This is a genomic window from Cereibacter johrii (assembly GCF_001720585.1).
GTDB lineage: Bacteria > Pseudomonadota > Alphaproteobacteria > Rhodobacterales > Rhodobacteraceae > Cereibacter_A > Cereibacter_A johrii.
Genome location: NZ_MABH01000022.1, coordinates 1 through 21,104 on the forward strand (window position 1 = coordinate 1; position 21,104 = coordinate 21,104).

At 68.7% G+C, this 21,104-nt stretch carries 23 protein-coding genes; 4 read left to right on the forward strand and 19 right to left on the reverse strand.

Annotated features, from left to right (window positions below):
• The 5 genes from A9O63_RS00700 to A9O63_RS00720 all read right to left on the reverse strand — a co-directional run.
• A partial coding sequence (locus A9O63_RS00700; protein ID WP_205631807.1) for an FAD/NAD(P)-binding protein occupies positions 1-858 on the reverse strand: 858 nt, incomplete at its 3' end.
• A 27-nt stretch (positions 859-885) separates the two neighbouring features.
• Positions 886-1,473, reverse strand: a complete 588-nt coding sequence (locus A9O63_RS00705) for an RBBP9/YdeN family alpha/beta hydrolase (RefSeq protein WP_167354593.1) — start codon at positions 1,471-1,473, stop codon at positions 886-888.
• 283 nt (positions 1,474-1,756) lie between these two features.
• The gene (locus tag A9O63_RS00710; protein ID WP_069330195.1) at positions 1,757-2,206 is read right to left on the reverse strand and encodes a DoxX family protein; all 450 of its coding nucleotides are present in this window, start codon (positions 2,204-2,206) and stop codon (positions 1,757-1,759) included.
• Positions 2,207-2,290: 84 nt separating this feature from the next.
• On the reverse strand, positions 2,291-2,596 hold the full coding sequence (locus A9O63_RS00715) for a hypothetical protein (protein ID WP_069330196.1): 306 nt from the start codon (positions 2,594-2,596) through the stop codon (positions 2,291-2,293).
• 424 nt (positions 2,597-3,020) lie between these two features.
• Positions 3,021-4,634: an FAD-NAD(P)-binding protein gene (locus tag A9O63_RS00720; RefSeq protein WP_069330197.1), complete on the reverse strand. Its 1,614-nt coding sequence runs from the start codon at positions 4,632-4,634 to the stop codon at positions 3,021-3,023.
• 435 nt (positions 4,635-5,069) lie between these two features.
• Between A9O63_RS00720 and A9O63_RS00725 the strand changes: the two genes are divergently transcribed.
• Positions 5,070-5,909, forward strand: coding sequence for an SMP-30/gluconolactonase/LRE family protein (locus A9O63_RS00725; protein WP_069330198.1), 840 nt, complete (start codon positions 5,070-5,072; stop codon positions 5,907-5,909).
• A gap of 231 nt (positions 5,910-6,140) precedes the next feature.
• On the opposite strand, the gene A9O63_RS00730 is transcribed toward A9O63_RS00725, so the two are convergent.
• A complete protein-coding gene (locus A9O63_RS00730; protein ID WP_069330199.1) occupies positions 6,141-6,602 on the reverse strand; it encodes a DUF2243 domain-containing protein in 462 nt (153 codons plus the stop codon).
• Between the two features lie 211 nt (positions 6,603-6,813).
• Here A9O63_RS00730 and A9O63_RS00735 point away from each other — a divergent pair, with 211 nt between their 5' ends.
• The 3 genes from A9O63_RS00735 (at position 6,814) to A9O63_RS00745 (ending at position 10,084) form a co-directional block, all read left to right on the forward strand.
• Positions 6,814-7,395: an MOSC domain-containing protein gene (locus tag A9O63_RS00735; RefSeq protein ID WP_069330200.1), complete on the forward strand. Its 582-nt coding sequence runs from the start codon at positions 6,814-6,816 to the stop codon at positions 7,393-7,395.
• Positions 7,396-8,048: 653 nt separating this feature from the next.
• The gene (locus tag A9O63_RS00740; RefSeq protein WP_069330201.1) at positions 8,049-8,357 is read left to right on the forward strand and encodes a DUF485 domain-containing protein; all 309 of its coding nucleotides are present in this window, start codon (positions 8,049-8,051) and stop codon (positions 8,355-8,357) included.
• Positions 8,354-10,084 (forward strand): cation acetate symporter, encoded by a 1,731-nt coding sequence (locus A9O63_RS00745; RefSeq protein WP_069330202.1) that lies wholly within the window; start codon positions 8,354-8,356, stop codon positions 10,082-10,084. Before A9O63_RS00740 ends, A9O63_RS00745 begins: the two co-directional genes overlap by 4 nt.
• 64 nt (positions 10,085-10,148) lie before the next feature.
• Here A9O63_RS00745 and A9O63_RS00750 read toward each other — a convergent pair whose 3' ends face one another.
• The 13 genes from A9O63_RS00750 to A9O63_RS00810 all read right to left on the reverse strand — a co-directional run.
• A complete protein-coding gene (locus A9O63_RS00750; protein ID WP_069330203.1) occupies positions 10,149-10,490 on the reverse strand; it encodes an NIPSNAP family protein in 342 nt (113 codons plus the stop codon).
• Between the two features lie 9 nt (positions 10,491-10,499).
• Entirely contained in the window at positions 10,500-11,498 is a 999-nt protein-coding gene (locus A9O63_RS00755; protein WP_069330204.1) for a YeiH family protein, read from the reverse strand.
• Positions 11,495-12,175, reverse strand: a complete 681-nt coding sequence (locus tag A9O63_RS00760) for a fumarate hydratase C-terminal domain-containing protein (protein WP_069330205.1) — start codon at positions 12,173-12,175, stop codon at positions 11,495-11,497. Before A9O63_RS00760 ends, A9O63_RS00755 begins: the two co-directional genes overlap by 4 nt.
• On the reverse strand, positions 12,139-13,101 hold the full coding sequence (locus tag A9O63_RS00765; protein ID WP_069330206.1) for a fumarate hydratase: 963 nt from the start codon (positions 13,099-13,101) through the stop codon (positions 12,139-12,141). Before A9O63_RS00765 ends, A9O63_RS00760 begins: the two co-directional genes overlap by 37 nt.
• The gene (locus A9O63_RS00770) at positions 13,098-14,861 is read right to left on the reverse strand and encodes an L-aspartate oxidase (protein ID WP_009561331.1); all 1,764 of its coding nucleotides are present in this window, start codon (positions 14,859-14,861) and stop codon (positions 13,098-13,100) included. The genes A9O63_RS00765 and A9O63_RS00770 overlap by 4 nt, the downstream gene beginning before the upstream one ends.
• Before the next feature lies 1 nt (position 14,862).
• Positions 14,863-15,207, reverse strand: a complete 345-nt coding sequence (gene sdhC, locus A9O63_RS00775; RefSeq protein WP_069330207.1) for a succinate dehydrogenase, cytochrome b556 subunit — start codon at positions 15,205-15,207, stop codon at positions 14,863-14,865.
• The gene (locus tag A9O63_RS00780) at positions 15,204-15,539 is read right to left on the reverse strand and encodes a succinate dehydrogenase (RefSeq protein WP_069330208.1); all 336 of its coding nucleotides are present in this window, start codon (positions 15,537-15,539) and stop codon (positions 15,204-15,206) included. The genes sdhC and A9O63_RS00780 overlap by 4 nt, the downstream gene beginning before the upstream one ends.
• A 3-nt stretch (positions 15,540-15,542) precedes the next feature.
• A complete protein-coding gene (locus A9O63_RS00785) occupies positions 15,543-16,271 on the reverse strand; it encodes a succinate dehydrogenase/fumarate reductase iron-sulfur subunit (protein WP_069330209.1) in 729 nt (242 codons plus the stop codon).
• A 278-nt stretch (positions 16,272-16,549) separates the two neighbouring features.
• A complete protein-coding gene (locus A9O63_RS00790; protein ID WP_069330210.1) occupies positions 16,550-17,542 on the reverse strand; it encodes an ABC transporter substrate-binding protein in 993 nt (330 codons plus the stop codon).
• Positions 17,542-18,549: an ABC transporter substrate-binding protein gene (locus tag A9O63_RS00795; protein WP_069330211.1), complete on the reverse strand. Its 1,008-nt coding sequence runs from the start codon at positions 18,547-18,549 to the stop codon at positions 17,542-17,544. The genes A9O63_RS00790 and A9O63_RS00795 overlap by 1 nt, the downstream gene beginning before the upstream one ends.
• A 175-nt stretch (positions 18,550-18,724) precedes the next feature.
• A complete protein-coding gene (locus A9O63_RS00800; RefSeq protein ID WP_069330212.1) occupies positions 18,725-19,636 on the reverse strand; it encodes an ABC transporter permease in 912 nt (303 codons plus the stop codon).
• Positions 19,629-20,405 carry an ABC transporter ATP-binding protein gene (locus tag A9O63_RS00805; protein ID WP_069330214.1) on the reverse strand — a complete coding sequence of 259 codons (777 nt, stop codon included), beginning with the start codon at positions 20,403-20,405 and terminating at the stop codon, positions 19,629-19,631. Before A9O63_RS00805 ends, A9O63_RS00800 begins: the two co-directional genes overlap by 8 nt.
• A gap of 50 nt (positions 20,406-20,455) precedes the next feature.
• The coding region (locus A9O63_RS00810) for a thiamine pyrophosphate-dependent enzyme (protein WP_235836905.1) at positions 20,456-21,104 on the reverse strand (649 nt) is incomplete at its 5' end.

A 21,104-nucleotide genomic window follows, 5' to 3' on the forward strand; every position in this document is an offset into this window, starting at 1 on the left:
GCCGCGCCAGATGCGGCGGACGAAGGGCCGGATGCCGTCCACCGCATCGCGCCACGTCCCGCCCCGTGCCTCCGCCTCGCGGGCGAGGCGCCGCACCCAGGCCGTGAGCGCGCTCATCGGCGCCCCGAGCGGCACATCGGGCAGGCCGAGGGGTAGGGGACGCGTCGACGCATGGCTGCGCGGCAGGAGCCCCCGGCGCGACAGGGCCACGATCTCGCCCCGATGGCCGGTGGCGAGAAGCGTCAGCACCTTGTCGATCATCGTGAGGCCCGAACCGAGGAGAACCACCCGCGCGTCCGGCGGCACGCAGGCCGTCCGCCACGGGTCCTGAAGCAGCCGGTCCTCCGCCGGATTCGTCCGCGGGTGCCCGGTGGCCAGGATCGCCACATCCGCGAGCCGGACCGAGCCGTCGCTGAAATGGGCGATCACGCCGCGGCCGATCTCCTCGATCCGCAGGCACTCGCCGCTCACGCAGGCAAGCTCGGGGCCCGTGCGCCATGGCGCGAGGATCTCCTCGAGGTAGCGCCGATAGAGATCCCGCGCGACGAAACTGTCCCCGGTGGAGAAGCGGCCTTCGGGCTCTGCCGCGAGCCACTGCCGGAAGTGATCCGGCCGATCCGGAAAGGCGCTCATGTCGTGGACGCGCGTGTTGAGCAGATGCTCCGCATCGCGCGTGGCATAGGCGATGCCGGCGCCGACCGGCCCGTCCCGCTCCACCAGCGTGATGCGGAAGAGACCGTGGCCGCGGGTGAGCAGATGTGCCGCCATCAGCGCCCCGCTCGCGCCGCCGCCGGCGATCAGAACATGCAGGCGGCGCGGGACAGGCCGCCGGATCGGGTCGGGAAGGGGAGGGCTCATCGCAGTCTCCTTTCGTGCCGCTGCCGGTCAGGCCCGGTAGAACGCGCGCTCCAGAGCCTGTTCCGGGGGGATGACCGGGACCGGACGGCGGGCGAGCTCGTCGCGCAGGATGACGCCGCCGGGCCAGGGCCCGAAGCCGCTGTCGGCATTGATGTGACCGGCGAAGCCGAGGTCGACCATATCCGCGCGCCAGCAGCGGGCGAGCCGCCCGGCCTGGCTGAAGCTCATCCAAGGGTCGTTCCGGCTCGAGACCACATAGGCGGGCACCCCGAGGCTTTCCTCGAAGATCGGGCCGAAGCTCTCGGTCCGGTCGCTGTGCCGAGGCTCTGCCGGGGCCACGAGAAGGACGCCGCCGACCTTCAGATGCGGCCATTTGGCCAGCAGCCGCGCGATCAGGATCGCTCCGAGGCTGTGCCCCACGAGGATCGCCCCCGGGTGCTGCAGGATCGCTCCGGCCACCTCGATCTCCCAGACGGCGGGCACCGGCCGGGAGACATCGGACAGGTCGAGCAGGAGCGCGTCCGGGTCCCTCAGCGCCCACCACTGCTGCCAGTGGGCCGCGGGCGAGCCGTCGAGGCCGGGAATCAGGAGCGTCTTGGGCATGGTCGTCTCCATCTTCGTTCAATCCCGAAATACACTACAGTGTTTGTCGTGATTATCTTTCCAAAGATTGGGGGGACGTATGGGAAGTCCTTCTCCGCGGGCGCCGTCCGGACCTGTCTTCCGCGACATGCAGCCGTGCTCTCGAAGCCATGCAGGCCGACCGGCCGAGGGTCTCGGCATCCGCAGGTCCGCAGCCCGACGCGGCTGCAATGGCGAGGGCGGACCCGCGCGGTGAGCGGAAGGGTGGAGGCGGGCGCCGCAGGGCCCGCCCCCTTGAGCCTGTCCCCGAGGCGGATCAGAGCTCCTTCTTCAGCATGTGGTCGACCGAGTAGCGCCCTCCGCCCTTCGCGACGAAGGACAGCGTGACGGCAGCCCAGAGCCAGGCCAGTTCAGCGCCGCTGTAGCCCTGGCCCAGCACCACCCAGTGGAAGTAGGTCGCCACCAGCAGGATGATCGTGGTGCCCGCCGCGGCCAGCCGGGTGAGCAGGCCGAGCACCAGCAGCAGGCCGCCGGTGAATTCGGTTACCGACAGCAGGATCGACCAGAACCAGCCGGGCGCGAAGCCCAGGCCCGACACCATGTCGGCGGCGCCGGTCGGGTTCTGAATCTTCGGCCAGCCGTGGATCATCAGCGCCGCGCCGCAGACCACGCGCAGCCAGGCGTCGGTGAGGGGCGTTGCCGCGGCATAGACCGGGGCGAGGGCCGGCAGCAGCAGCGCCGGGCGTTCGTTCGAGATGTGGCTCATTGTTCATGTCTCCATGGATGCGATCGCGCTCGGGCGTCGCAGGTATCGGGGGCACGGCGAGTGCCGATGGCGAGGGAATGGAGATCAGGCGCGCGGAGGCCGCCGGTCCGGGGGGACCACCCTGCCGAAGGCGCTCACCTCGCTGGCGGCAAGGCGCAGGGGCCGCTCGGGGCGGGTCGGCAGGGACAGCGTGATGCCGGCGGGCAGGACGCAGGTCATGCAGGGCTTCTCGGCGGGCGCTCGGGTCGGGATCGCGGTTCCGGGCGCGGTGCAGACGTCGTCCACGGCCTGCGTGCTGGGGCAGCCCGAGGGCTTGCCGACCTGCACCGACGGCTGCATCGAAAGAAGCAGCATCGCGACGGTGAGGCAGATCGAGAGATACTTCAGCATGCGGACCCGGAAATCTCTTTGCGCGTGCTTCGTTAGTCGCCTCATGGCCGGAACCTCAAGCGCCCCTCGCCGCGGCTGACGGAGATGTGAGGTCCCCCGCCACGGCCGAGGGCAAGGGCCGTCAGAGGTCGCGCGGAGCGCTGTTTCGATGGCGCCGGAGCGCATCGAGACCGAGGCGGGTCGATCGGCTCCTTCATGAAGGTCAGCTCGTTCGTCCGAGGCCCCGGCCATGGTGAGCACCGGCATGGAGGGATCGACGGACGGATACTCCATCGCCGGCAGCGACCCCGGCCCCTTGCGGTCGGCGAGCGCCCGGAAGTGGCGCTCGGTCAGTCGGCAGCTTCGGGCCGTTCGTGCCTCATGTTCTCTTCCCACTCGAAGACCCATCAACGGCCCTTGCGGCCCTGCCGCCGCACTCCACCGCTCAGTGCGCCGCGCTTGCCAGTCCGCCGACGTGGTCAGGATCACCGGCCGCCCCGGAGCGCAGGTCGCCCGGCGCCGCAGAAATCCCGCGGGCGATCGCCGCGCCGATTTCCGAGCTGGCGGTGATGCCTTGCACGAAGGGCCGATCATGCATCAGGTAGGGGATCGCGGCCAAGTGCGCGTGCCCTTCATAGCCGGGAACGCCGACGAGGGCGAAATCGCCGTCCAGCTCGGGGATGTCCTGATCCGATCCGATCAGCGCCCGGCGCAGGCCCGGGAAGGGCATGTCCTTGCTTTCCAACGGCTTCTGGCCTCGCGCGTCGATGAACACCGGAAACAAATGCGTCTTTCCCTTGGCGCGGATCACCGTGCGGTCGGGCTCTCGCTTCATCTCGTAATCTTCGCCGAGCGCCAGAACGGACAACAGACCGGCATCCCGGAGCGCCAGAAGGCGTCGGATGGATTCGGAAGGTACGGCGGCGTAATTGTCGACGAAGACCTTCTTCAGCCCGGCGTCGAACCGACTGCGATCCGCATCGCCCAGATGCGGCACCAGCGTTTCCACCTTCTCGTGCATCCGCAGCAGGGCATATCGCCAAGGGACGGTGATCCGGTGCGCCTTGTTATGTTCGACCTCCTCCAGATTCTTCCGGGCCCAGCGGAAGGGATCCTGCGCCTCGCGCGCCGCGAAATAGGCATCGGCGAAAGTGTCGGCGGTCAGCGTGGCAAGCCCGATCCGGTCGGCATAGGCAGGGTCGGCTTGCGCGATCTCCTGTTGCAGCAGCGCGAACACGCGGTCCAGCGGGTCCGCTTGGCCGGCGCACTGCGCCACGGCGTCGTCGGTCATCACCTGCAGGGGCTCGTAGGGGATCGGGCACCAGAAATCCGCCTCGGGCAGCACGCCGGACCAGGACATCAGGGTCAGATGCAGGCCCTTAGTCGTGGGTTCGAAGGTCAGCTCCTCGCCTTTGCGGTGAAACCGGCCATGCTGGTTTGCCACAGCCATCGCCGCGTCGATGGAACTGAGCGAGGTGCCCATGATTCCCACGGAGACCGGCGGAACCTCTGCCTGGATCAGGCCGGACCACGGGCTGGGGAAATAGCTGCGGGTGGCTTCATCCGCGTCGGGGAACACATGTCCGGTGGCGAGGATCACACGGTCGAACGGTCCGAACTCGCGACCGGCCGCGCGCAGGAACAAGGCATCGTTGCGCGCGATGACGTCCGTGACCTCGGTGTTCTCAAGCACCTCGGCGCGGGCGCGGTGACGGTCCAGCAGAGACAGCAACTGATCGCGGAAGTACTCTCCCAGCAGCAGGCGCGGCGTGAACTGGCGGTCGTCCAGTTCGGCCCGGTCAAGGCCGAAGGCGCGCAGCTTCGCGTCCGGCTGACCCTTCAGCCAATCCAGATAGGGGGCGTCGATGGGCGGGATCTCGATGCTGGCGATATTCGCCAGCATGGATTTGCTGGCCGCCTCGGGCGAGTAGGGCAGGCCGATGCCCGCCTTCTCGCCACGTTCGAACATAGTGATACGATGCGAGGCGTCGGCCTGGATGAGGTTGAAGAAGGTATAGATGCCCGTGGGCCCGGTTCCGACGATCGCGACACGCGCCATGCGATTCCCCTGAGATTGGTCGTCAGAGAACCCGCCGCCCTGTGCGGCGGTTCCGCGGCCGGCATACTCCTATCTTGCAGCCATCCCGTCGCGTTGCGTTCTGGGTGCGGCACCGGAAACAGACAGCTGCGCAAGTCCCGGCAGAAGCATCCGCCCGGCACGACCGAGCACCTGACCCTGTTCCTGTTCACGGCTTGCCGGAGGTCACGATGGCGCTTCCATGATGCCGGCTTCCGGAGGGCCCGGCCCGCGTGACACCCGTGCAGGGCGGTGCCCCGAGAGCCGTGTTCCTGCGTGCGCGCCGCCCTATATGGTCCGGTTGCCCCTCGACGTCCCGGAGGACCAGATGCTGATCGACAGGCCGCTCTATCCGCCCATCCCGATGAGGGGGAGGTTCGGGGCCTCTTCTCGGGCAATGCCTGCGAGAGGTGCGGCATGAGCTGCGAGGTTTTCGATCCCCGCATCTGCGGCCTGGGCGAGGGGCCGCTGTGGCATCCCGAACGGCAGCAGTTCTTCTGGTTCGACATCCTCGGACGCCGTCTTCTGGGTGAGGGAGGTGCGGCCTGGACCTTCGACCGGGCGGTCACGGCCGCGGGCTGGATCGACCGCGACCGGCTGCTCGTCGCCACGGAGACGGGGCTCGCCGTCCTCGATCTGCGGAGGGGCGCGCTCGACCCGCTGCTTGCGGTCGAGGCGGACCGGGCGGAGACGCGCTCGAACGACGGGCGCGCCGACCGGCAGGGCGGCTTCTGGTTCAGCACGATGGGCAAGGAGGCCCAGCCCGGAGCGGGCAGCCTCTACCGCTACCACCGCGGACGCCTCGAGCGGCTGGTGGAGGGCCTCACCATCCCCAATGCGATCTGCTTCTCGCCCGACGGCCGGACGGCGCATTATTCCGACACGGACCGGCAGCTGGTCTGGAGCCAGCGGCTCGACGCCGAGGGCTGGCCCGTGGGCGAGCGGGAGCTCTTCCTCGATCTCGCGGGCGAGGGGCTCCATCCGGACGGGGCGGTGATCGACGCCGAGGGCGGCTTCTGCTGCGCCGCCTGGGGGGCGGGTGCGGTGCTGCGGTTCGACGCGCAGGGGCGACAGACGCACCGGCTCGCCGTCGGCGGGCGCCAGCCCTCCTGCCCGGCCTTCGGCGGGGCGGAGTTCGACCGGCTCCTCGTGACAACCGCGACCGAGGGGATGGAGGATCCGGGGCCGGGCGAGGGCCTGCCCTACCTCCTGCGGCCGGGCCTCCGCGGGCTGGCCGAGCCGCGGGTGACGATCTGAGGCGGTCGGGGTGGTAAGGGCACATCGCGGAGGCGCCGGGAGCGCGTCCTCTCGATGTCAGGCTCCCTGTTGTGCGGGGGCACGGGTGGCGCTCCGCGCGCATCGCGGAAGCGCGTCCTGCCGATGGCCCGCTCCTGTCGTCGAGCGAGGTGCGGGTGACGCTCCGCTCATGGATCCTCGCACCCGCCCGGAGCGAGGGAAGCGTTGGCGGGAGCGCACTGGGCTCCCCGATCACCGTTTGCGCCAGAGCGTCCAGCCGCCGAAAAGCATCGCCGCGCCCCAGATCAGGAAGGCCATGTCCCACCAGATCCACTGGCTCCGCGGGACCGTCTCGTTCACATGATGAATCCCGAGGATCTGGTGGTTCACGACCCCTTCGCAGAGGTTGAAGAGGCCGAACCCCATCAGGACCGTGCCGAGGAAGGCGCGGGCGGGCCAGAGCGCGTGCGGCTTGCGGGCTGCCCGCCAGAGGAGGACGAGCCCTCCCAGCAGGAAGAGATAGGTCGCCGTGTGGAAGAGCCCGTCGAGCAGCGTGTTCAGCTGCAGGTTCTCGACGCTGTCCGGCGGATAGCCGGCGCTGGTCGCCATGTGGTGCCATTGCAGGATCTGATGCAGCACGATGCCGTCGAAGAAGCCGCCGAGGCCGAGACCGAGGAGGATGCCGGCGGCGGTGGGAAAGCTCGATCGGTCCATGACCACTCCTCAGGATGCGTCCCGAAGGAACCGGAGGCGCGCCGTTCCGTTCCCGCAGGCGCGTGCCGCCCTGCCAGAGCGACCCGCGGGCAGGGGCCTTCGGTGCAGGCGCGCGCCGCGGCCCGCGCATCGGCTCTGGCGCGGGAGGGCTCTGCCGTCTATCGCTGAACCTGTCCGCCCCCTCTCGCCAGCCTCAGGATCGGAGCCAGACTTGACCTCTGCCGCCCCCGCCGCTTCGCCTGCCGCCGCCCCCGTGACCGCCGAGGAGCTTGCCGCGGCCCTTCCGCATGTGCTGGCTGCGCCGAAGACCGACGCCCCGATCGCGAGCCTCTGCTGGCGGGCCCGCTTCAATGCCCGGAGCTTCCCCGACCGGCTCCTCCTGACCCGCGGCTGCGGCGTGCCGGGCGAGCGGTGGCGCAAGCATCCGTGGCTCACGCTTCCGGACGGCTCGCCCGATCCGCGCATTCAGGTCTCGATCCTGCCCACCCGGGTCTGCGACCTCGTCTGGCGCGACCGCACGGGCACCCCGCATCCCGGCGACACGATCGTGGCCGATCTCGACACGAGCGAGGCCAACCTGCCCACGGGCAGCCTCTTGCAGGCGGGCACCGCCGTGCTCAGGGTCTCGGGCGTCTTCAACGACGGCTGCGTGAAGTGGAAGGTCCGCTACGGGCGGGCCGCGAAGGACTGGATCGTGGCCGAGGGCCATCCGCCGCTGCGGTTGCGCGGGGTGCTCTGTTCGATCGAGCAGAGCGGGGTGGTGCGGCTGTCGGACCGGCTGCGCAAGCTCTAGCGCGACCTCCGCAGAGACGGACGGCGGGCGTCCCGCAGGACAAGGCTTCCGGCCAGGCCCCGCCCCGTGACAGCGCCCGGCCTGCGAATCCTGCGGCCGGACGGGCGCGGCCGCCTTTTCTGACATCGGGTGCCAGGGCGTGCGGTGGCCCTCTCTCGCAGGCTTCCCGCGCCGTGGGTGCCGGCGGCGTGCTTCACCCCGCGATCGCGCCGGTTCAGCGGTGGCTTCCTCCCTCTTCCGAGAACCTCGGCCTCTAAGCGGGCCTGCCGTCTGGGAAATGGCTTCCGCCGCGTCACCCTTCTCGGGAAGTATGAATGCCGCAGCGCGGCGATGCGGGGGCGTTCCCGCCCGGCTGGCCTGCGGATCCTTGCCTGTAAAGAAATTCACAAACTAAATCATTGTATGTAAACATTTTCCAAATTATCAGATCCGGGATCGGGCGCCTCATCGGTCGGCCAAGGGCCGATCCTGCGGCGCCCGCGCGAAGGGGGATGGAGAACGGACAGTGCCGTTTCGCCGCGGAGCAGCATCGCGCTCGCGACCGATGACGCTTGTCCGGCGAGATCCCTCGGGAGCGTCCGGGCGGGATCCTCCGACCGGCCGCGTCCCGATGGCAAGTGGTGGCGCACCGGGTGGAGCGAGAGGGGTCACGGATGAAAACGAACTTGGTGGATCGGGTCCTGGCCGATCCGAATTACAGGCTGCTGAAGGCGCGCCGGTCGCGCCTCGGCTGGTGGCTGACGGCGGCGCTGATGCTCGTCTATTACGGCTTCATCCTACTGATCGCCTTCGAGAAGCAGGTGCTGGCCACGCGGATCGGCGCGGGCGTCATCACCTGGGGCATCCCGGTGGGCTTCGGTGTGATCGTCTTCACGGTCGTCATCACCGCCTTCTATGTGATGCGGGCCAACCGCGAATTCGACGATCTGACCGAGAAGGTCCGGCGGGGGATGATCCAATGAGCCGTCTCACGCCCTCGCACCGCCTTGCGGTGGCCATGGCCGCGCTGATCCTGCTGCCCACGCTGGCGCTGGCTGCGGGCCCGGATCTTGGCGAGGTCCAGAAACAGGCCACGAACTACACCGCCATCGGCATGTTCGCAGCCTTCGTGGTCTTCACGCTCTTCATCACCAAATGGGCCGCGGCCAAGACCAAGTCCGCCGCCGACTTCTACACCGCGGGCGGTGGCATCACCGGCTTTCAGAACGGGCTCGCCATCGCGGGCGACTACATGTCGGCGGCCTCCTTCCTCGGGATCTCGGCAGCCGTGATGGCCTCGGGCTTCGACGGGCTGATCTATTCGATCGGCTTTCTCGTGGGCTGGCCCATCCTGACCTTCCTCATGGCCGAGCGGCTGAGGAACCTCGGGCAATTCACCTTCGCGGATGTGGCGGCCTTCCGTTTCGCCCAGACGCCGGTGCGGGTCTTCGCGGCCTCCTCGACCCTCGTTGTGGTGGCCTTCTATCTCATCGCGCAGATGGTGGGGGCAGGGCAGCTCATCAAGCTCCTGTTCGGGCTCGAATATTGGGTGGCGGTCGTCATCGTGGGCGGGCTCATGATGATCTACGTCCTCTTCGGCGGCATGACGGCCACGACATGGGTGCAGATCATCAAGGCCTGCCTCCTTCTGGGCGGCGCCACCTTCATGGCCGTCATGGTGATGATGCACTATGGCTTCAGCCTCGAGCGGTTCTTCGCGGCTGCGGTCGAGGTGAAGGCGCAGATCGCGGCCCAGACCCCGGGAACGACGCCCGAGGATGCGGCGGCGGCCGGACAGTCGATCATGGGGCCGGGCAAGTTCATCACCGATCCGATCTCGGCCATCTCCTTCGGCATGGCGCTGATGTTCGGGACGGCCGGCCTGCCGCATATCCTCATGCGCTTCTTCACCGTGCCCGACGCCAAGGAGGCGCGGAAGTCGGTGATGTGGGCGACCACCTGGATCGGCTATTTCTACCTCCTGACCTTCATCATCGGTTTCGGCGCGATCACCTTCGTGCTGACGAACCCGGGCTTCCTCGACGAGACGGGCGCGCTGGTCGGCGGCAGCAACATGGCGGCGATCCATCTCGCCAAGGCCGTGGGCGGCAACGTCTTCCTCGGCTTCATCTCGGCGGTGGCCTTCGCCACGATCCTCGCGGTGGTGGCGGGCCTGACGCTCGCCGGCGCCTCGGCCGTGTCGCACGACATCTATGCGACCGTCATCAAGAAGAACAAGGCGGGCAGCGCCGCCGAACTGAAGGTCTCGCGCTACACGGTGCTGGCGCTCGGCGTGCTGGCCGTGGCCCTGGGCATCGTGTTCGAGAAGCAGAACATCGCCTTCATGGTCTCGCTCGCCTTCGCAATCGCGGCCTCGGCCAACTTCCCCGTGCTGTTCCTGTCGGTGCTCTGGAAGGGCTGCACGACGCGCGGCGTGGTGATCGGCGGCTTCATCGGCCTCGTCGTGTCGGTGGTGCTGACCGTGCTCTCGCCCTCGGTCTGGGAGGCGACGCTGGGCTACGACAAGGGCTCGGCGCCCTTCCCCTACACCTCGCCCGCGCTCTTCTCGATGACGGCGGGCTTCGTGGGGATCTGGCTCTTCTCGACGCTCGACCGCAGCCTGCGCGGGCGGCAGGACCGGGCGGGCTTCATGGCCCAGCAGGTCCGCTCCGAGACGGGCATCGGTGCCGCGGCCGCCTCCGCGCACTGAAGCCTTCGGAAAAGCGAGCCTGCCGCCCTGCGGGGCGGCAGGCTTTTCGTGCCGGCAGGATCGATCAGGCCGCGGCCTGAGGCTCGCGCCAGCGCTGCGCCTCGAGGAAGGGCGCGGGCAGCAGGAGCTTGTTCTCGACCCGCACCACGAGGGGGCGCATCTGGCGCGCATAGGACTGCCACTCGGGCGAGGCCTGCAGGGCCTTGCGCCGCTCGTGCCGATCGTCGAGGCTCTCGTAGCCCCACATGTGCACGATCTGGTTCAGGGGCCCGAAGTCGGTGTAGTAATAGCCCACCATCCGCCCGAGGATGCGGACCTGGCACTCCATTCCCTCCTCCTCGTAGAGCTTCAGGAAGACCGGCACCTGCCCGGCATGGAGGGTGTAGATTCTCTCGTCGACGAACATGATGTCTCCTCAGAACAGAAGGCCGATGAGCCCGAGCGCATAGAGCGCGAGCAGAAGCGTGAGCGTGCAGATGAGCAGGATGGGCCGCCCGCCCACCGCCGCGAGACGGCCGAGCGAGGTCTTGGTGCCGAGCGCGGCAATGGCCACCACGAGGCACCAGCGCGAGAAGGAGAGGAGCGCGACCTTCACTTCTTCGGGCACGAGACCGGCCGAGCCCAGCACGACGAGTGCTGCAAAGCCCAGCACGAAGAGCGGAATGGGAAGCGCGCCGCCCTCGCCGCCGCGGCCCGTGCCCATGACGAGCGAGAGGCCGGTCACGATCGGGATCAGCAGGGCCACCCGCAGCAGCTTGACGAAGACGGCGGTGTCGCCCGCCTCCTGCGAGACGGAATAGCCCGCGCCCACCACCTGCGCCACATCGTGGATCGTGGCTCCGAAGAAGATCCCCGTCGCCACGTCTCCGAGCCCCAGACGCTCGGTCAGGATCGGATAGAGGATCATCGCGACCGTGCTGAGGGCCGTCACGCCGATCACGGTGAAGACGGTCGCGCGCTCCGTCCCCTCGCGGCGGGGCAGCACCGACGAGATGGCGAGCGCTGCCGAGGCGCCGCAGATGCCCACCGCGCCGCCCGCAAGGATGCCCATCTGCATCGGCAGGCCCAGAAGGCGGGCGAGGAGAAGGCCCGAGCCGATCGTCACCGCCACGCCCGAGACGGCGATGGCCAGCACCTCGGGGCCCGAGGCCATGACCTGCTGCACGGTGATCCCGAGACCCAGGAGCGCCACCCCGAAGCGCAAAAGCTTCTTCGAGGCGAATTCGATGCCGGGAAGACAGCGGCTGCCGGGCTCGCTCAGGAAGTTGAGCGCCATCCCGAGCAGAAGCGCCATCAGCATCACCGGGATGCCGTAATGCTCGGACAGGAAGGTGGCGGCCAGCGCCACCGTGACGGCGCACAGCAGGCCCGGCACCAGGAGCGTCACCGGCGAGGCGAGGGCGAGAACCGTCATCCGATCAGTTCGTCGCTGCGGTCGTCGGTCTCGCCGAAGCGGCGCAGGACGGCGGGCTTGGTGCCCTCGTAGACGCGGGCGAGGTTCTGCGAGATGCGCTCGTTCTCGCGCTCGAAGAGGCTGTTCCCCTCGAGGTCGCTCTCGACGATGAAGGGGCCCATGTTCTCGGCCTCGAGCACCCACATGGCCTGCGCGAGCCCCAGATCCTCGCGCCAGTGGAGCGCCTTCACCCCCTTGATGCCGCGCCCGAGAAGCGCGCCCGTGCCATATCCCACGGTGGTGAGGTAGATCGCGCCGTTCGGCACGAAATGCTCGCGGTAGTCGGCCGAGGTCATGCCGCCCTTGCCGATGATGAGCTTCGCGCCCGACAGGCGGAACCACTCGCCGATCCACTTGCTGAAGCGGAACGAGGCGGTGGCCGTGACCGCGCCCATGGTGAAGGAGCCGTCGGCCTCGACCGTCGCCGCGGGCGAGCAGTGGAAGTTCGCGGCGCTCTCGTGCGGCAGGTCCATGGGCAGCGCATCGCCCTGCTCGCAGGCGCGCATGTAGACGCCCTCGCGCGCGGTATAGATCAGCCCGTCCAGATGCACGACATCGCCGATGCGCAGCCGGGCCAGATCCTCCCGCGAGGGGGTGGTGCTCAGGCGAATTCGTTTTGGTCCTGCGGAACGGTCCATTCCACTGTCTCCCGGCGTTGATAATCGGTGAACCAGTCGGGGTCGGTGCGATATTCGACGCGACCGTCCCCCCAGAGGCGCGCGACGGCGCGGCGCGAGGAGAGGCAGAAGGCATGGACGCTCATCTGCATCCCGCCCGTGTGGCAGTAGCCCACCTCGATGTTGCAATCGACCACCATGGACTTGCCCACGAAGCCCATGGCGCCCATGCCGATCGAGTTGCCGAGCACTTTCAGCTCGTCCTCGAGGGCTGCGATGCGCGGATCGGAGTTGCGGCTGCCCACGGTGCGCAGGCAGGCCGCGCGCTTGCCCAGCACCATGCAGGCATCCTTCGATCCGCCGAGCCCGATGCCGATGATGGCGGGCTGGCAGGCCAGGCCGCGCTTGCCGAAGGCCACGAGGCTGTCGAGGAAGAAGCGCCGGATCCCCTGGATCCCGTCCGAAGGGAAGAGCATCCGGTAATCGGTGCCGAAGAGCCCGCCCTTGTGCACGGTGATGAGGTCGATCCAGTCGCCGCCCGGCTCGAACCCATATTCGATCTCGGGCGCGCCGATCCCCACATTGTTGTCGTGGTCGGTCCGCCAGAGCGGATGGACCCGGTTCGGCCGCAGCGGGATGTCGTGGGTGGCGCGCGCCGTGGCGCGCCGCAGCGCCGCCTCGAGCGCGATGGGGCCGCCCTCGATGCGCGCCTCGTTGCCCATCTTCACATACCAGCGCGGACAGCCCGTGTCGCCGCACATCGCCCGGCGGTCCTCCTTGGCCGCCTCGTAATTCTCGAGCATGGCCTGAAGCACGAAGGAGGAGAGGTCGCCATCCTCGACCGCCGCCGTGGCCTTAAGCCCGTCGAGATAATCTTCGGGGATTTCGATGGCGGCCTTTTCCATCAGCCGCTCGGCCGTCCGCTGGATCAGATCGAGTGAGATCATTCCGCTGCCTTTACCAGTGTGGTGGGTTCATCGGCCGGCAGGATCGTCTCGCCGGGCCGCACGATGGTGAAGCGCACGGGCTCGCGCGTGACGGGAAGCTCGTCGCCCGACCGGCGCACCTGCGTGAAGTAGGAGGCGTCCAGATCGCCCGCCTCGGGGTGATCCTCGCGGTAGTGCGCCCCGCGCGAATTCTCGCGCGCGAGGCCCGCCGTGGCGATGGCCTCGGAGATGTCCACGAGCGAGCGCATGTTCAGCCAGTCGTGCCAGGTGAGGTTGAAGGCGAGGTTCGCGCCATCGACCCCGGTCTCGGCCAGCTCCGCGCCGATGGCCGCCACCCGCGTGAGGCCGCGCTCGAGGCCCGCGCCGGTGCGCAAGACCCCCACATCCTCCCACATGGCCTCCTGCAGCGCCTCGCGCAGCACCTGCACCTGGCCCGGCCGCTTCGAGAGCGGCGCCATGGCGCGGTCGATCTCGGCCGCGAGCACCGCCTCGTCCGCGGGGCGCAGATGCGGGATCGAGGCCACCTCGGCGCCCATCACGTCGCCCGCGATGCCGCCGAAGACGGTGGAGTTGGCCACGCCGTTGCCGCCCAGCCGGTTCGCGCCATGGGCGCCGCCCGCATCCTCGCCCGCGACATGGAGCCCGTCGATCTCGGTGCGGGTGTCGGGATCCACCACGACGCCGCCCATGAAGTAATGCGCGGTCGGCACCACCTCGACCAGCCCGCCGGCCAGATCGAAACCGCAGTCGGCGCAGCGCTTGACCATGCCCTTGAAGCGGCGGCGGACATCGTCGGGGCCGAGATGGGCCATCGAGATATAGACGCCGCCGTTCTCCGAGGTGTTGCTCTTGCGCATCTCGGCATAGATGCCGCGGCTGACCACGTCGCGCGTGGCCCGCTCGCCGGCCGCATCATGGTCGTACATGAAGCGGTGGCCGTGCCCGTTCAGCAGATGCCCGCCCGCGCCGCGCAGGCCCTCCTCGAGGACGGTGCCCGTCATCCGCGTGCCCGGGCCCGCGAGAAGCCCGGTGGGGTGGAACTGCACCATCTCCATGTCGCGGAGCGGCAGTCCCAGACGCAGGGCCATCGACAGCCCGTCCATCGTCTTGTCGCCCGAGGGCGTGTGATACTTGTACATGGTGGGCCCGCCGCCCGTGGCCATCAGCACCTTCTTCGCCCGCACGAAGCGGAAGCGCCCCGTGCGCATGTCGATGAAGAGCACGCCCGAGATGGCCCCGCCGCCCTCGGCCGGGATGAGGCCCACGGCGCGATGCTCCTGCAGCCGCTCGATCGGGCGCGAGAGCACCTGCTCCATCAGCCGGTTGATGATCTCGATGCCGGTGAGGTCGCCCTTGTGGACGGTCCGGTCGGCGGTCTGGCCCGCGAAGGCCTTGTGGTGCAGCGTGCCGTCCGGGTTGCGGTCGAAGAAGCAGCCGACCTCGTTCTCCAGCTCGCGCACCCGCGTCACCGCCTCCTGGCACAGCCGCCAGGCCATGTCCTGATCGGGCAGCCACTTGCCGCCGTGGATCGTGTCCATGAAGTGCCGCTCGACCGTGTCGCCCGCACCGAGCGCCACATTGTAGCCGCCCTGCACCATGCGCGTGCAGCCGCATTTGCCGAGAAGCCCCTTCACCGCGATGGTGATCCGGGTGCCCGTGGGCGCGCTCTGCTGGGCATGGAGGGCGGCAAAGAGCCCCGCGCCGCCCGAGCCCAGGATCAGGATGTCGGTCTCCTGCCGTTCCAGCCGGTCGTGCTGCATGTCAGATCGCCCTCAGAAGGAAGGTCGCGGCCACGAGGAAGGCGCCGGCGACGGTGGCGGCGGCCAGCGTCTTCTGCCGCCCGCTCCAGGGCAGCATCTCGAGCGCGAGAAGCCGGAGGCCGCCGAAGAAATGGGCGGCGAGGAGGAAGACGAGGCCGAACTCGGCCATCTTCACCAGCGGGTTCTGGGTCCAGAGCCCGAAACTGTCGAAGCCCTCGGGGTCGGTCAGCACCATGGCCAGCATGTAGAAATGCACGGGCAGGAACAGCGCGAGGCCGAGCCCCGACAGGCGGTGGACGAGATAGGCGAGCCAGAGCGGGTGCGAGCGGTGGGCGAGCGCGATCATGCCAGCGTCACCGCATGGAGGGCGCGCAGGCCGAGGATCAGGAAGACCGCGCCCACCGCGAGGGTGAAGAGGTCGAGGAACGCGCGGCTGCGCAAGGCCAGCGTCTCGGCCAGGATCACCCGGAGGCCGATGGCGGCATGGATCGCCGCCGCCACGAGGAAGAGGCCGTAATAGAGCGCCCAGCCGAGGCTGCCCTGCGTCCGCGCGAGGATCTCACCCGCGCTGATCCCGCCCTGCACGGCGTAGACCATCAGCGCCAGATGGCCCAGCACGAGGGGCGCCATCACCAGCGCCGAAAGCCGTTGCAGCATGTAGAGTCGCAGATCGAGCATGGGTCAGCGTCCTTTGCGCCAGAAGCTGCGGGCCGTTTCGCGCTTGAGGCCCGCGATGGAATCGAGCGGCGAAAGCTCGTTCGGGCAGTGGCGCGTGCAGCTTCCCTGGCTGTGGCAGTTGTGGCAGCCGCCCGAGACCGAGACGGCCGCCAGCACCTCGGCCCGGCCCGCGTCGCGCTCGTCGTTCACCACGCTCCAGGCGCGGTTGAGGGCTGCGGGCCCCAGATAATCCGGGTTGCCCGCCACCGTGTCGCAGGCGGCATAGCAGACCGAGCAGTTGATGCATTCGATGGCCCGGTCGGCGGTGCGGCGCGCCTCCGAGGCGGGATCGACCCGCGCCACCTCCTCGTGGCGCGTGCGGGCGGGGTGGAAGAGCCCCTCGGCCTTGACCCATTTCTCGAAGAACGGGTCCATGTCGGCCGCGAGATCCTTGATGACCGGCAGGTTGCGCAGCGGTCCGATGGTAAGCGCGCCGCCCTGATCGACCTTGTTCACATGGGTCCGGCAGGTCCAGCGCGGCACCCCGTTCACCATCATGGCGCAGGAGCCGCACATGCCGACCCGGCAGGCATAGCGATAGGTCAGTGTCGGATCGAGGTTCTGCTGGATCCAGGAGACCACGTCGAGCACGGTCTGGCTGCCCTGCCGCGGCACCTCGAAGCTCTGGAACGCCCCGGTCGTGCCGGTCCCGCGCCAGATCGAGACGGACAGGGTCTGAGGGCCGTCAAGCATCGCTTTCCTCCGCGCTTTCGTCTTGCCCAGCTTATTGAAAGACAAACTGAAGAAAAAACGATAAAATCTGACGGTTATCGAAAGCCGGACTTACAGAATATCCCGTTGGGGTGCGTTGAAACGCACATCGGCCCCCGAAGGGGGGCCGATGGCGGATGAAGGGGCCCCGAGGCGGAGGGAGCGCTCCCGACCGAAGGGAGGGGCTGGAAGGCCGGATCCTTCGGGTGGGCGATCTCTTCGGGCCGGGAGCCGCGTCAGGTCTGACGGGCAGGGCGGGCCTATTCGAAGAACATCGCCTCCCACGGCTGGCCGTTGTCCTTCACCGTTCCGATCCGGCGCATGAAATCGAGATATTTGTCGATGCCCGAGGGTTCGACCGTATAGTCGACCTGCGGATCGGCGAGGATCGAGGCCAGAAGCTCGGGGTCCGTCGCATCGCCCGCCTGACGGAGGTAGATCTGCACCGCCTCGGCCGGATCCTCGTTCACCACCTCGACCGCCTGGGCCAGCGCGCGGCGGAAGATGTCGAAGAGCTTGGGGTTGTCGTCATGGAAGGCCTTGGTGGTCCAGACGACGTTGAAGGTCACGGGTCCGCCCATCACGTCGAACGAGTTCAGCACCGTATGGACGCCCGGCTGGCGCAGAGCCATGTCCTGCGCGGGCGAGGCGGTGAAATGGGCCGTCACCTCCTGCCGCGCGAGGAGCGCCGCAAGCCCGTCGGGGTGGGACATCGAGACGGTCAGCGAGTCGAGCTTGCCGTAATTCTCGTCGCCCCAGACCTTCGCCGCCGCCATCTGCAGCACCATCGCCTGCACCGAGACCTTGACCGAGGGCAGGGCGATCTTGTCGCTCGGCTTGAAATCCTCGATCGTGCGGATGTCCTCGCGGTTGACGTTCATCAGGAGCGGCATCGAGTTCATCGCGGCCACGCCCTTCACCTCGTTCGAGGTTCCGGCCGTCTTGGACCAGAGCAGGATCAGGGGCGGCACGCCGCCCGCGGCGAACTGGATCGTGTTCGACAGAAGCGCGTCGTTCATGTTCGAGCCGCCCGCGAAGGTGGCGTAATTCACCTTCACCTCGCCCAGCCCTTCGGCCTCGGCCATCGTCTCGATCAGCCGCCGCTCCTGCATGATCATCAGCGGCAGGTGCCCGATGCTCGGCTGGCGCGCGATGGTGATCTCGGACATTTCGGCGAGTGCCGGTGCGGCCGGCAGGGCGAGCCCCGCCGCGAGCGCGAGGGCGGCCAGTCCGGTGCGAAGATCCATGGCCATCAGCTCCCCTCCTTGCCCGACATCGTGTCGAAGAAGATCTCGCTCCAGTCCTCGGCCGAGGTCTTGATGAGGCCGGACTCGCTCAGGAACTGGACGTAGGGCAGGGTGCGCTCGGGCGTGGTGGTCCAGACCGTCTGCTCGTCCTGGATCAGCGCCACGACCTCGTCCTTGGTCAGAGGGCTGCGCTCGGCCTCCATCCAGATCTCGGCCGCCTTCTCGGGATCCGTGCGGATCAGCTCCATGCTCTCCTCGAGCGCCGCCATGAAGGCCTTGGTGATCTCGGGGTTCTCCGAGATGAACTTGTCGGCTGCCCAGACCACCGTGAACGTGTGCGAGCCGCCGAGCACGTCGTAGCTGTCGAGCACCTTGTGGATGCCCTCGACCTTGGCCTCGAGGTTCTGGAACGGCGGCGAGCCGAAATGCGCCGTCACTTCGGATTGCCCGCCGGTGAGGGCGAGCTGTGCGTCGGGATGGCCCATCGAGACGGTGAAGGCATCCATCGCGGTGGCCTTGTCCGGTCCGAAGGCCTGTTTGGAGGCCATCTGCAGCGTCACGGCCTGGATCGAGGTCTTGACGGCGGGCAGGGCGATCTTGTCGCCCTGGCTGAAGTCGGCCAGCGACTTCACCTCGGGGTTCGAGGTCATCAGATGCAGCGGCATCGAGGCCAGCGCCGCCACGCCCTTGATCTTCAGATTCTCGCGCGTGCGGGCCCAGATGGTGAAGAGAGGCCCCGTGCCGCCCGCCGCCAGATCGAGATTGCCCGACAGCAGCGCCTCGTTCATCCCCGAGCCGCCGGTGAAGCGCAGCCATTCGGTCGTGATCTCGTGGCCCGAGGCGGCCGCATGCTTCTCGAGCAGGTCCAGCTCCTCGACCAGCGTGAGCGGCAGGTAGCCGATGCCGAACTGCTTGGCCAGGCGCACCGTCGAGACCTCGGCCAGCGCGGGCCAGGCCGTCGAGGCGAGCAGAAGCGCCGCCGCCCAGGGCGTCAGTGTCTTGTGGATCTTCATGGATGGTCCTCCCTGTGCCGCCGTTTCGCGGCTTTGCTGGCCGGGTCCGGCCCTGCGGCCGGCCCCTTGCGCGCGCGGGCCCGCCCCGGTTCGGGGCGCGCTCGCCGTCCCTGCGGGCCTGCGACTGCGGCCGCGGCAGGAAAGGATGCCGGGGCCTCCCCGCCCCGGCACCCTGTCAGTGCTGCACCCCCCACCGCTGGATCGTGCGTTTCTCGATGGTGGCGAAGATCAGGTTCTCGACCACGAGGCCGATGATGATGACCGTGAGCAGCCCCGCGAAGACGTTCGAGATCTCGAGCAGGTTCTTGTTCTCGAAGATGAACCAGCCGAGACCGCCCGAGCCCGAACTCACGCCGAAGACGAGCTCGGCCGCGATCAGCGTCCGCCAGGCGAAGGCCCAGCCGATCTTGAGGCCGGTCAGGATGCTCGGGAAGGCCGCCGGGATCAGGATCTTCGTGATGAAGCCCCAGCCCTTCAGCCCGTAGTTGCGCCCCACCATCTTCAGGGTCCGGCTCACGCCGAGGAAGCCCGAATGGGTGTTGAGCGCGATGGCCCAGGTCACCGAATGGACCAGCACGAAGACGAGGCTCATGTTGCCCAGCCCGAACCAGATCAGCGCCAGCGGCAGAAGGGCGATGGCGGGCAGGGGGTTGAACATCGAGGTCATGATCTCGAGGAAGTCCCGCCCGATCCGCGAGGCGATGGCCAGCGCCGTCAGCACCGCGGCCAGCAGGATCCCCACCGCATAGCCCGTCACCAGCACCTTGAGCGAGGCGAGCGCCCGCATCAGCAGCCCGCCGTTCAGCACGCTGTCCCAGAGGGCCGCGATGGTCTGCGAGAAGGAGGGGAACAGCAGGTCGTTGTTCAGCGTGCGCCCGTAGATCTCCCAGGCGAGGGCCAGGACCACGAGGATCAGCCCCTTGCGCAGCACCGGCACGTTGTAGAGCGCCTCGGCCCAAGTCAGGCGGGCCTGGACGACGGTGATCTCGTCCTCCGAGGTGGACGCGCGGTCGTCGTGGTAGATCTCGGCCCGGACGGGCGTGGCCGGGCCCGCGTCGCGCGGCACGGTCGCGGTCATGTTAAGCATGCTCGGCCTCCTCCTCTTCCGGCTCGTTCACGAACAGCATCTCGTGGATGCGCTTCTCCAGCCGCGCCGCCTCGATCGGATCGGTGGTGCTGTTGATCTCGGCCTTCACCCGGCCGGGGTGGGGCGAAAGCAGCAGGATGCGATTGCCGATCTTGATCGCCTCGGCGATCGAGTGGGTGACGAAGAGGACGGTGAAGCGCGTCTCCTCCCAGAGAGCGAGCAGCTCGTCCTGCATCCGCCGCCGCGTGAGCGCGTCAAGGGCCGCGAAAGGCTCGTCCATCAGCAGGATGTCGGGCTCCATCGCCATGCCGCGCGCGATGGCCACGCGCTGCTTCATGCCGCCCGACAGCATGTGCGGATGGCTGTTGGCGAATTTCTCGAGGCCGACCTTGCAGACGTAATGCATCGCCCGCTCTTCGGCCTCGGCGCGCGAGAGCCGTTTCGCGGTCTGGAGCGCGAAGGCCACGTTCTGCTTCACCGTCTTCCAGGGCAGAAGCTGGTCGAACTCCTGAAAGACCATCATCCTGTCGGGGCCGGGCTCCTTGACCTTCTGGCCCTTCAGCCGGATCTCGCCCTCGCAGGGCGTGATATAGCCGCCGACCGCCTTCTGCAGCGTGGACTTGCCGCAGCCCGACGGCCCGAGAAGGATGAAGCGATCCCCCTGATGCACGTCGAAATCGACCCGGTAGGTGGCCGTGATCAGATGCTGGGGGGTCTTGTACTGGATCGTGACCCCCCGGACCGACAGCAAGGGCTCGCTGTGTGTCATGTTTCCTCCCGTTTGCTCGGCCGGCGCGCCGAAGCGCGCACCCCTGGCCATCATCCGTCGGGCTGCGCCGTCTCCGCCGCTTCCGGCTCCTCTCCGGAAGGGGCTGCGCGGCCCTCGATCTCCACATTCACCAGAACCACTCCGCCGGCGGCGAAGGCGCGCCGCAGGGCGCCCCGAAGCTCGGCCCGGCATGTCACATGAGCGCCCGTGCCCCCGAGGGCCGCGGCGACCAGATCGTAACGGGCGCCCGAGAGCTCGCATCCGTGGACGCGGTCGGGGCCGAACTCGCGAAGCTGCAGCAGATGCTCGGCATTCCAGCGGCGGTCGTTGCCGATCACCACCACGAAGGCCGCGCCTGCGCGCACCGCCGTCTCGAGTTCTGCCAGATGAAAGCCGATGCTGCCATCCCCGCTGGCGACCGCGATGCGGGCCCCGGGGCAGGCGAGGCTTGCCGCCACCGCATGACCGAGCGCCCCGCCGATCCCGCCTGCGGGCCCGTTGATGAGCCGTCGTTCGGCCCGCACCAGGGCCTGCGCCCATTGGCCGAACTCGCCGCCGTCCGAGACGAGGATCGTCTCGCCCCCTTCCGCGCCCAGTACGTCGGACAGGGTGGCGCAGAGCAGCCCGGAGTCGATCGGGCCCGGCGTCTCGTCCAGCGCGGGCGGCGCGGGCCGCCGTCCGAAGCGGGCGCACCAGTCG

What these genes read in the sequence shown, in the direction of transcription:
- A9O63_RS00705 (WP_167354593.1), bottom strand. Translation starts at nt 1,473, where the DNA reads ATGGAGACGACCATGCCCAAGACGCTCCTGATTCCCGGCCTCGACGGC.
- A9O63_RS00805 (WP_069330214.1), bottom strand. Translation starts at nt 20,405, where the DNA reads ATGACACACAGCGAGCCCTTGCTGTCGGTCCGGGGGGTCACGATCCAG.
- A9O63_RS00730 (WP_069330199.1), bottom strand. Translation starts at nt 6,602, where the DNA reads ATGGACCGATCGAGCTTTCCCACCGCCGCCGGCATCCTCCTCGGTCTC.
- A9O63_RS00750 (WP_069330203.1), bottom strand. Translation starts at nt 10,490, where the DNA reads ATGTTCGTCGACGAGAGAATCTACACCCTCCATGCCGGGCAGGTGCCG.
- sdhC (WP_069330207.1), bottom strand. Translation starts at nt 15,207, where the DNA reads ATGATCGCGCTCGCCCACCGCTCGCACCCGCTCTGGCTCGCCTATCTC.
- A9O63_RS00785 (WP_069330209.1), bottom strand. Translation starts at nt 16,271, where the DNA reads ATGCTTGACGGCCCTCAGACCCTGTCCGTCTCGATCTGGCGCGGGACC.
- A9O63_RS00780 (WP_069330208.1), bottom strand. Translation starts at nt 15,539, where the DNA reads ATGCTCGATCTGCGACTCTACATGCTGCAACGGCTTTCGGCGCTGGTG.
- A9O63_RS00770 (WP_009561331.1), bottom strand. Translation starts at nt 14,861, where the DNA reads ATGCAGCACGACCGGCTGGAACGGCAGGAGACCGACATCCTGATCCTG.
- A9O63_RS00710 (WP_069330195.1), bottom strand. Translation starts at nt 2,206, where the DNA reads ATGAGCCACATCTCGAACGAACGCCCGGCGCTGCTGCTGCCGGCCCTC.
- A9O63_RS00715 (WP_069330196.1), bottom strand. Translation starts at nt 2,596, where the DNA reads ATGCTGAAGTATCTCTCGATCTGCCTCACCGTCGCGATGCTGCTTCTT.
- A9O63_RS00725 (WP_069330198.1), top strand. Translation starts at nt 5,070, where the DNA reads ATGAGCTGCGAGGTTTTCGATCCCCGCATCTGCGGCCTGGGCGAGGGG.
- A9O63_RS00745 (WP_069330202.1), top strand. Translation starts at nt 8,354, where the DNA reads ATGAGCCGTCTCACGCCCTCGCACCGCCTTGCGGTGGCCATGGCCGCG.
- A9O63_RS00765 (WP_069330206.1), bottom strand. Translation starts at nt 13,101, where the DNA reads ATGATCTCACTCGATCTGATCCAGCGGACGGCCGAGCGGCTGATGGAA.
- A9O63_RS00755 (WP_069330204.1), bottom strand. Translation starts at nt 11,498, where the DNA reads ATGACGGTTCTCGCCCTCGCCTCGCCGGTGACGCTCCTGGTGCCGGGC.
- A9O63_RS00740 (WP_069330201.1), top strand. Translation starts at nt 8,049, where the DNA reads ATGAAAACGAACTTGGTGGATCGGGTCCTGGCCGATCCGAATTACAGG.
- A9O63_RS00795 (WP_069330211.1), bottom strand. Translation starts at nt 18,549, where the DNA reads ATGAAGATCCACAAGACACTGACGCCCTGGGCGGCGGCGCTTCTGCTC.
- A9O63_RS00760 (WP_069330205.1), bottom strand. Translation starts at nt 12,175, where the DNA reads ATGGACCGTTCCGCAGGACCAAAACGAATTCGCCTGAGCACCACCCCC.
- A9O63_RS00790 (WP_069330210.1), bottom strand. Translation starts at nt 17,542, where the DNA reads ATGGCCATGGATCTTCGCACCGGACTGGCCGCCCTCGCGCTCGCGGCG.
- A9O63_RS00720 (WP_069330197.1), bottom strand. Translation starts at nt 4,634, where the DNA reads ATGGCGCGTGTCGCGATCGTCGGAACCGGGCCCACGGGCATCTATACC.
- A9O63_RS00800 (WP_069330212.1), bottom strand. Translation starts at nt 19,636, where the DNA reads ATGCTTAACATGACCGCGACCGTGCCGCGCGACGCGGGCCCGGCCACG.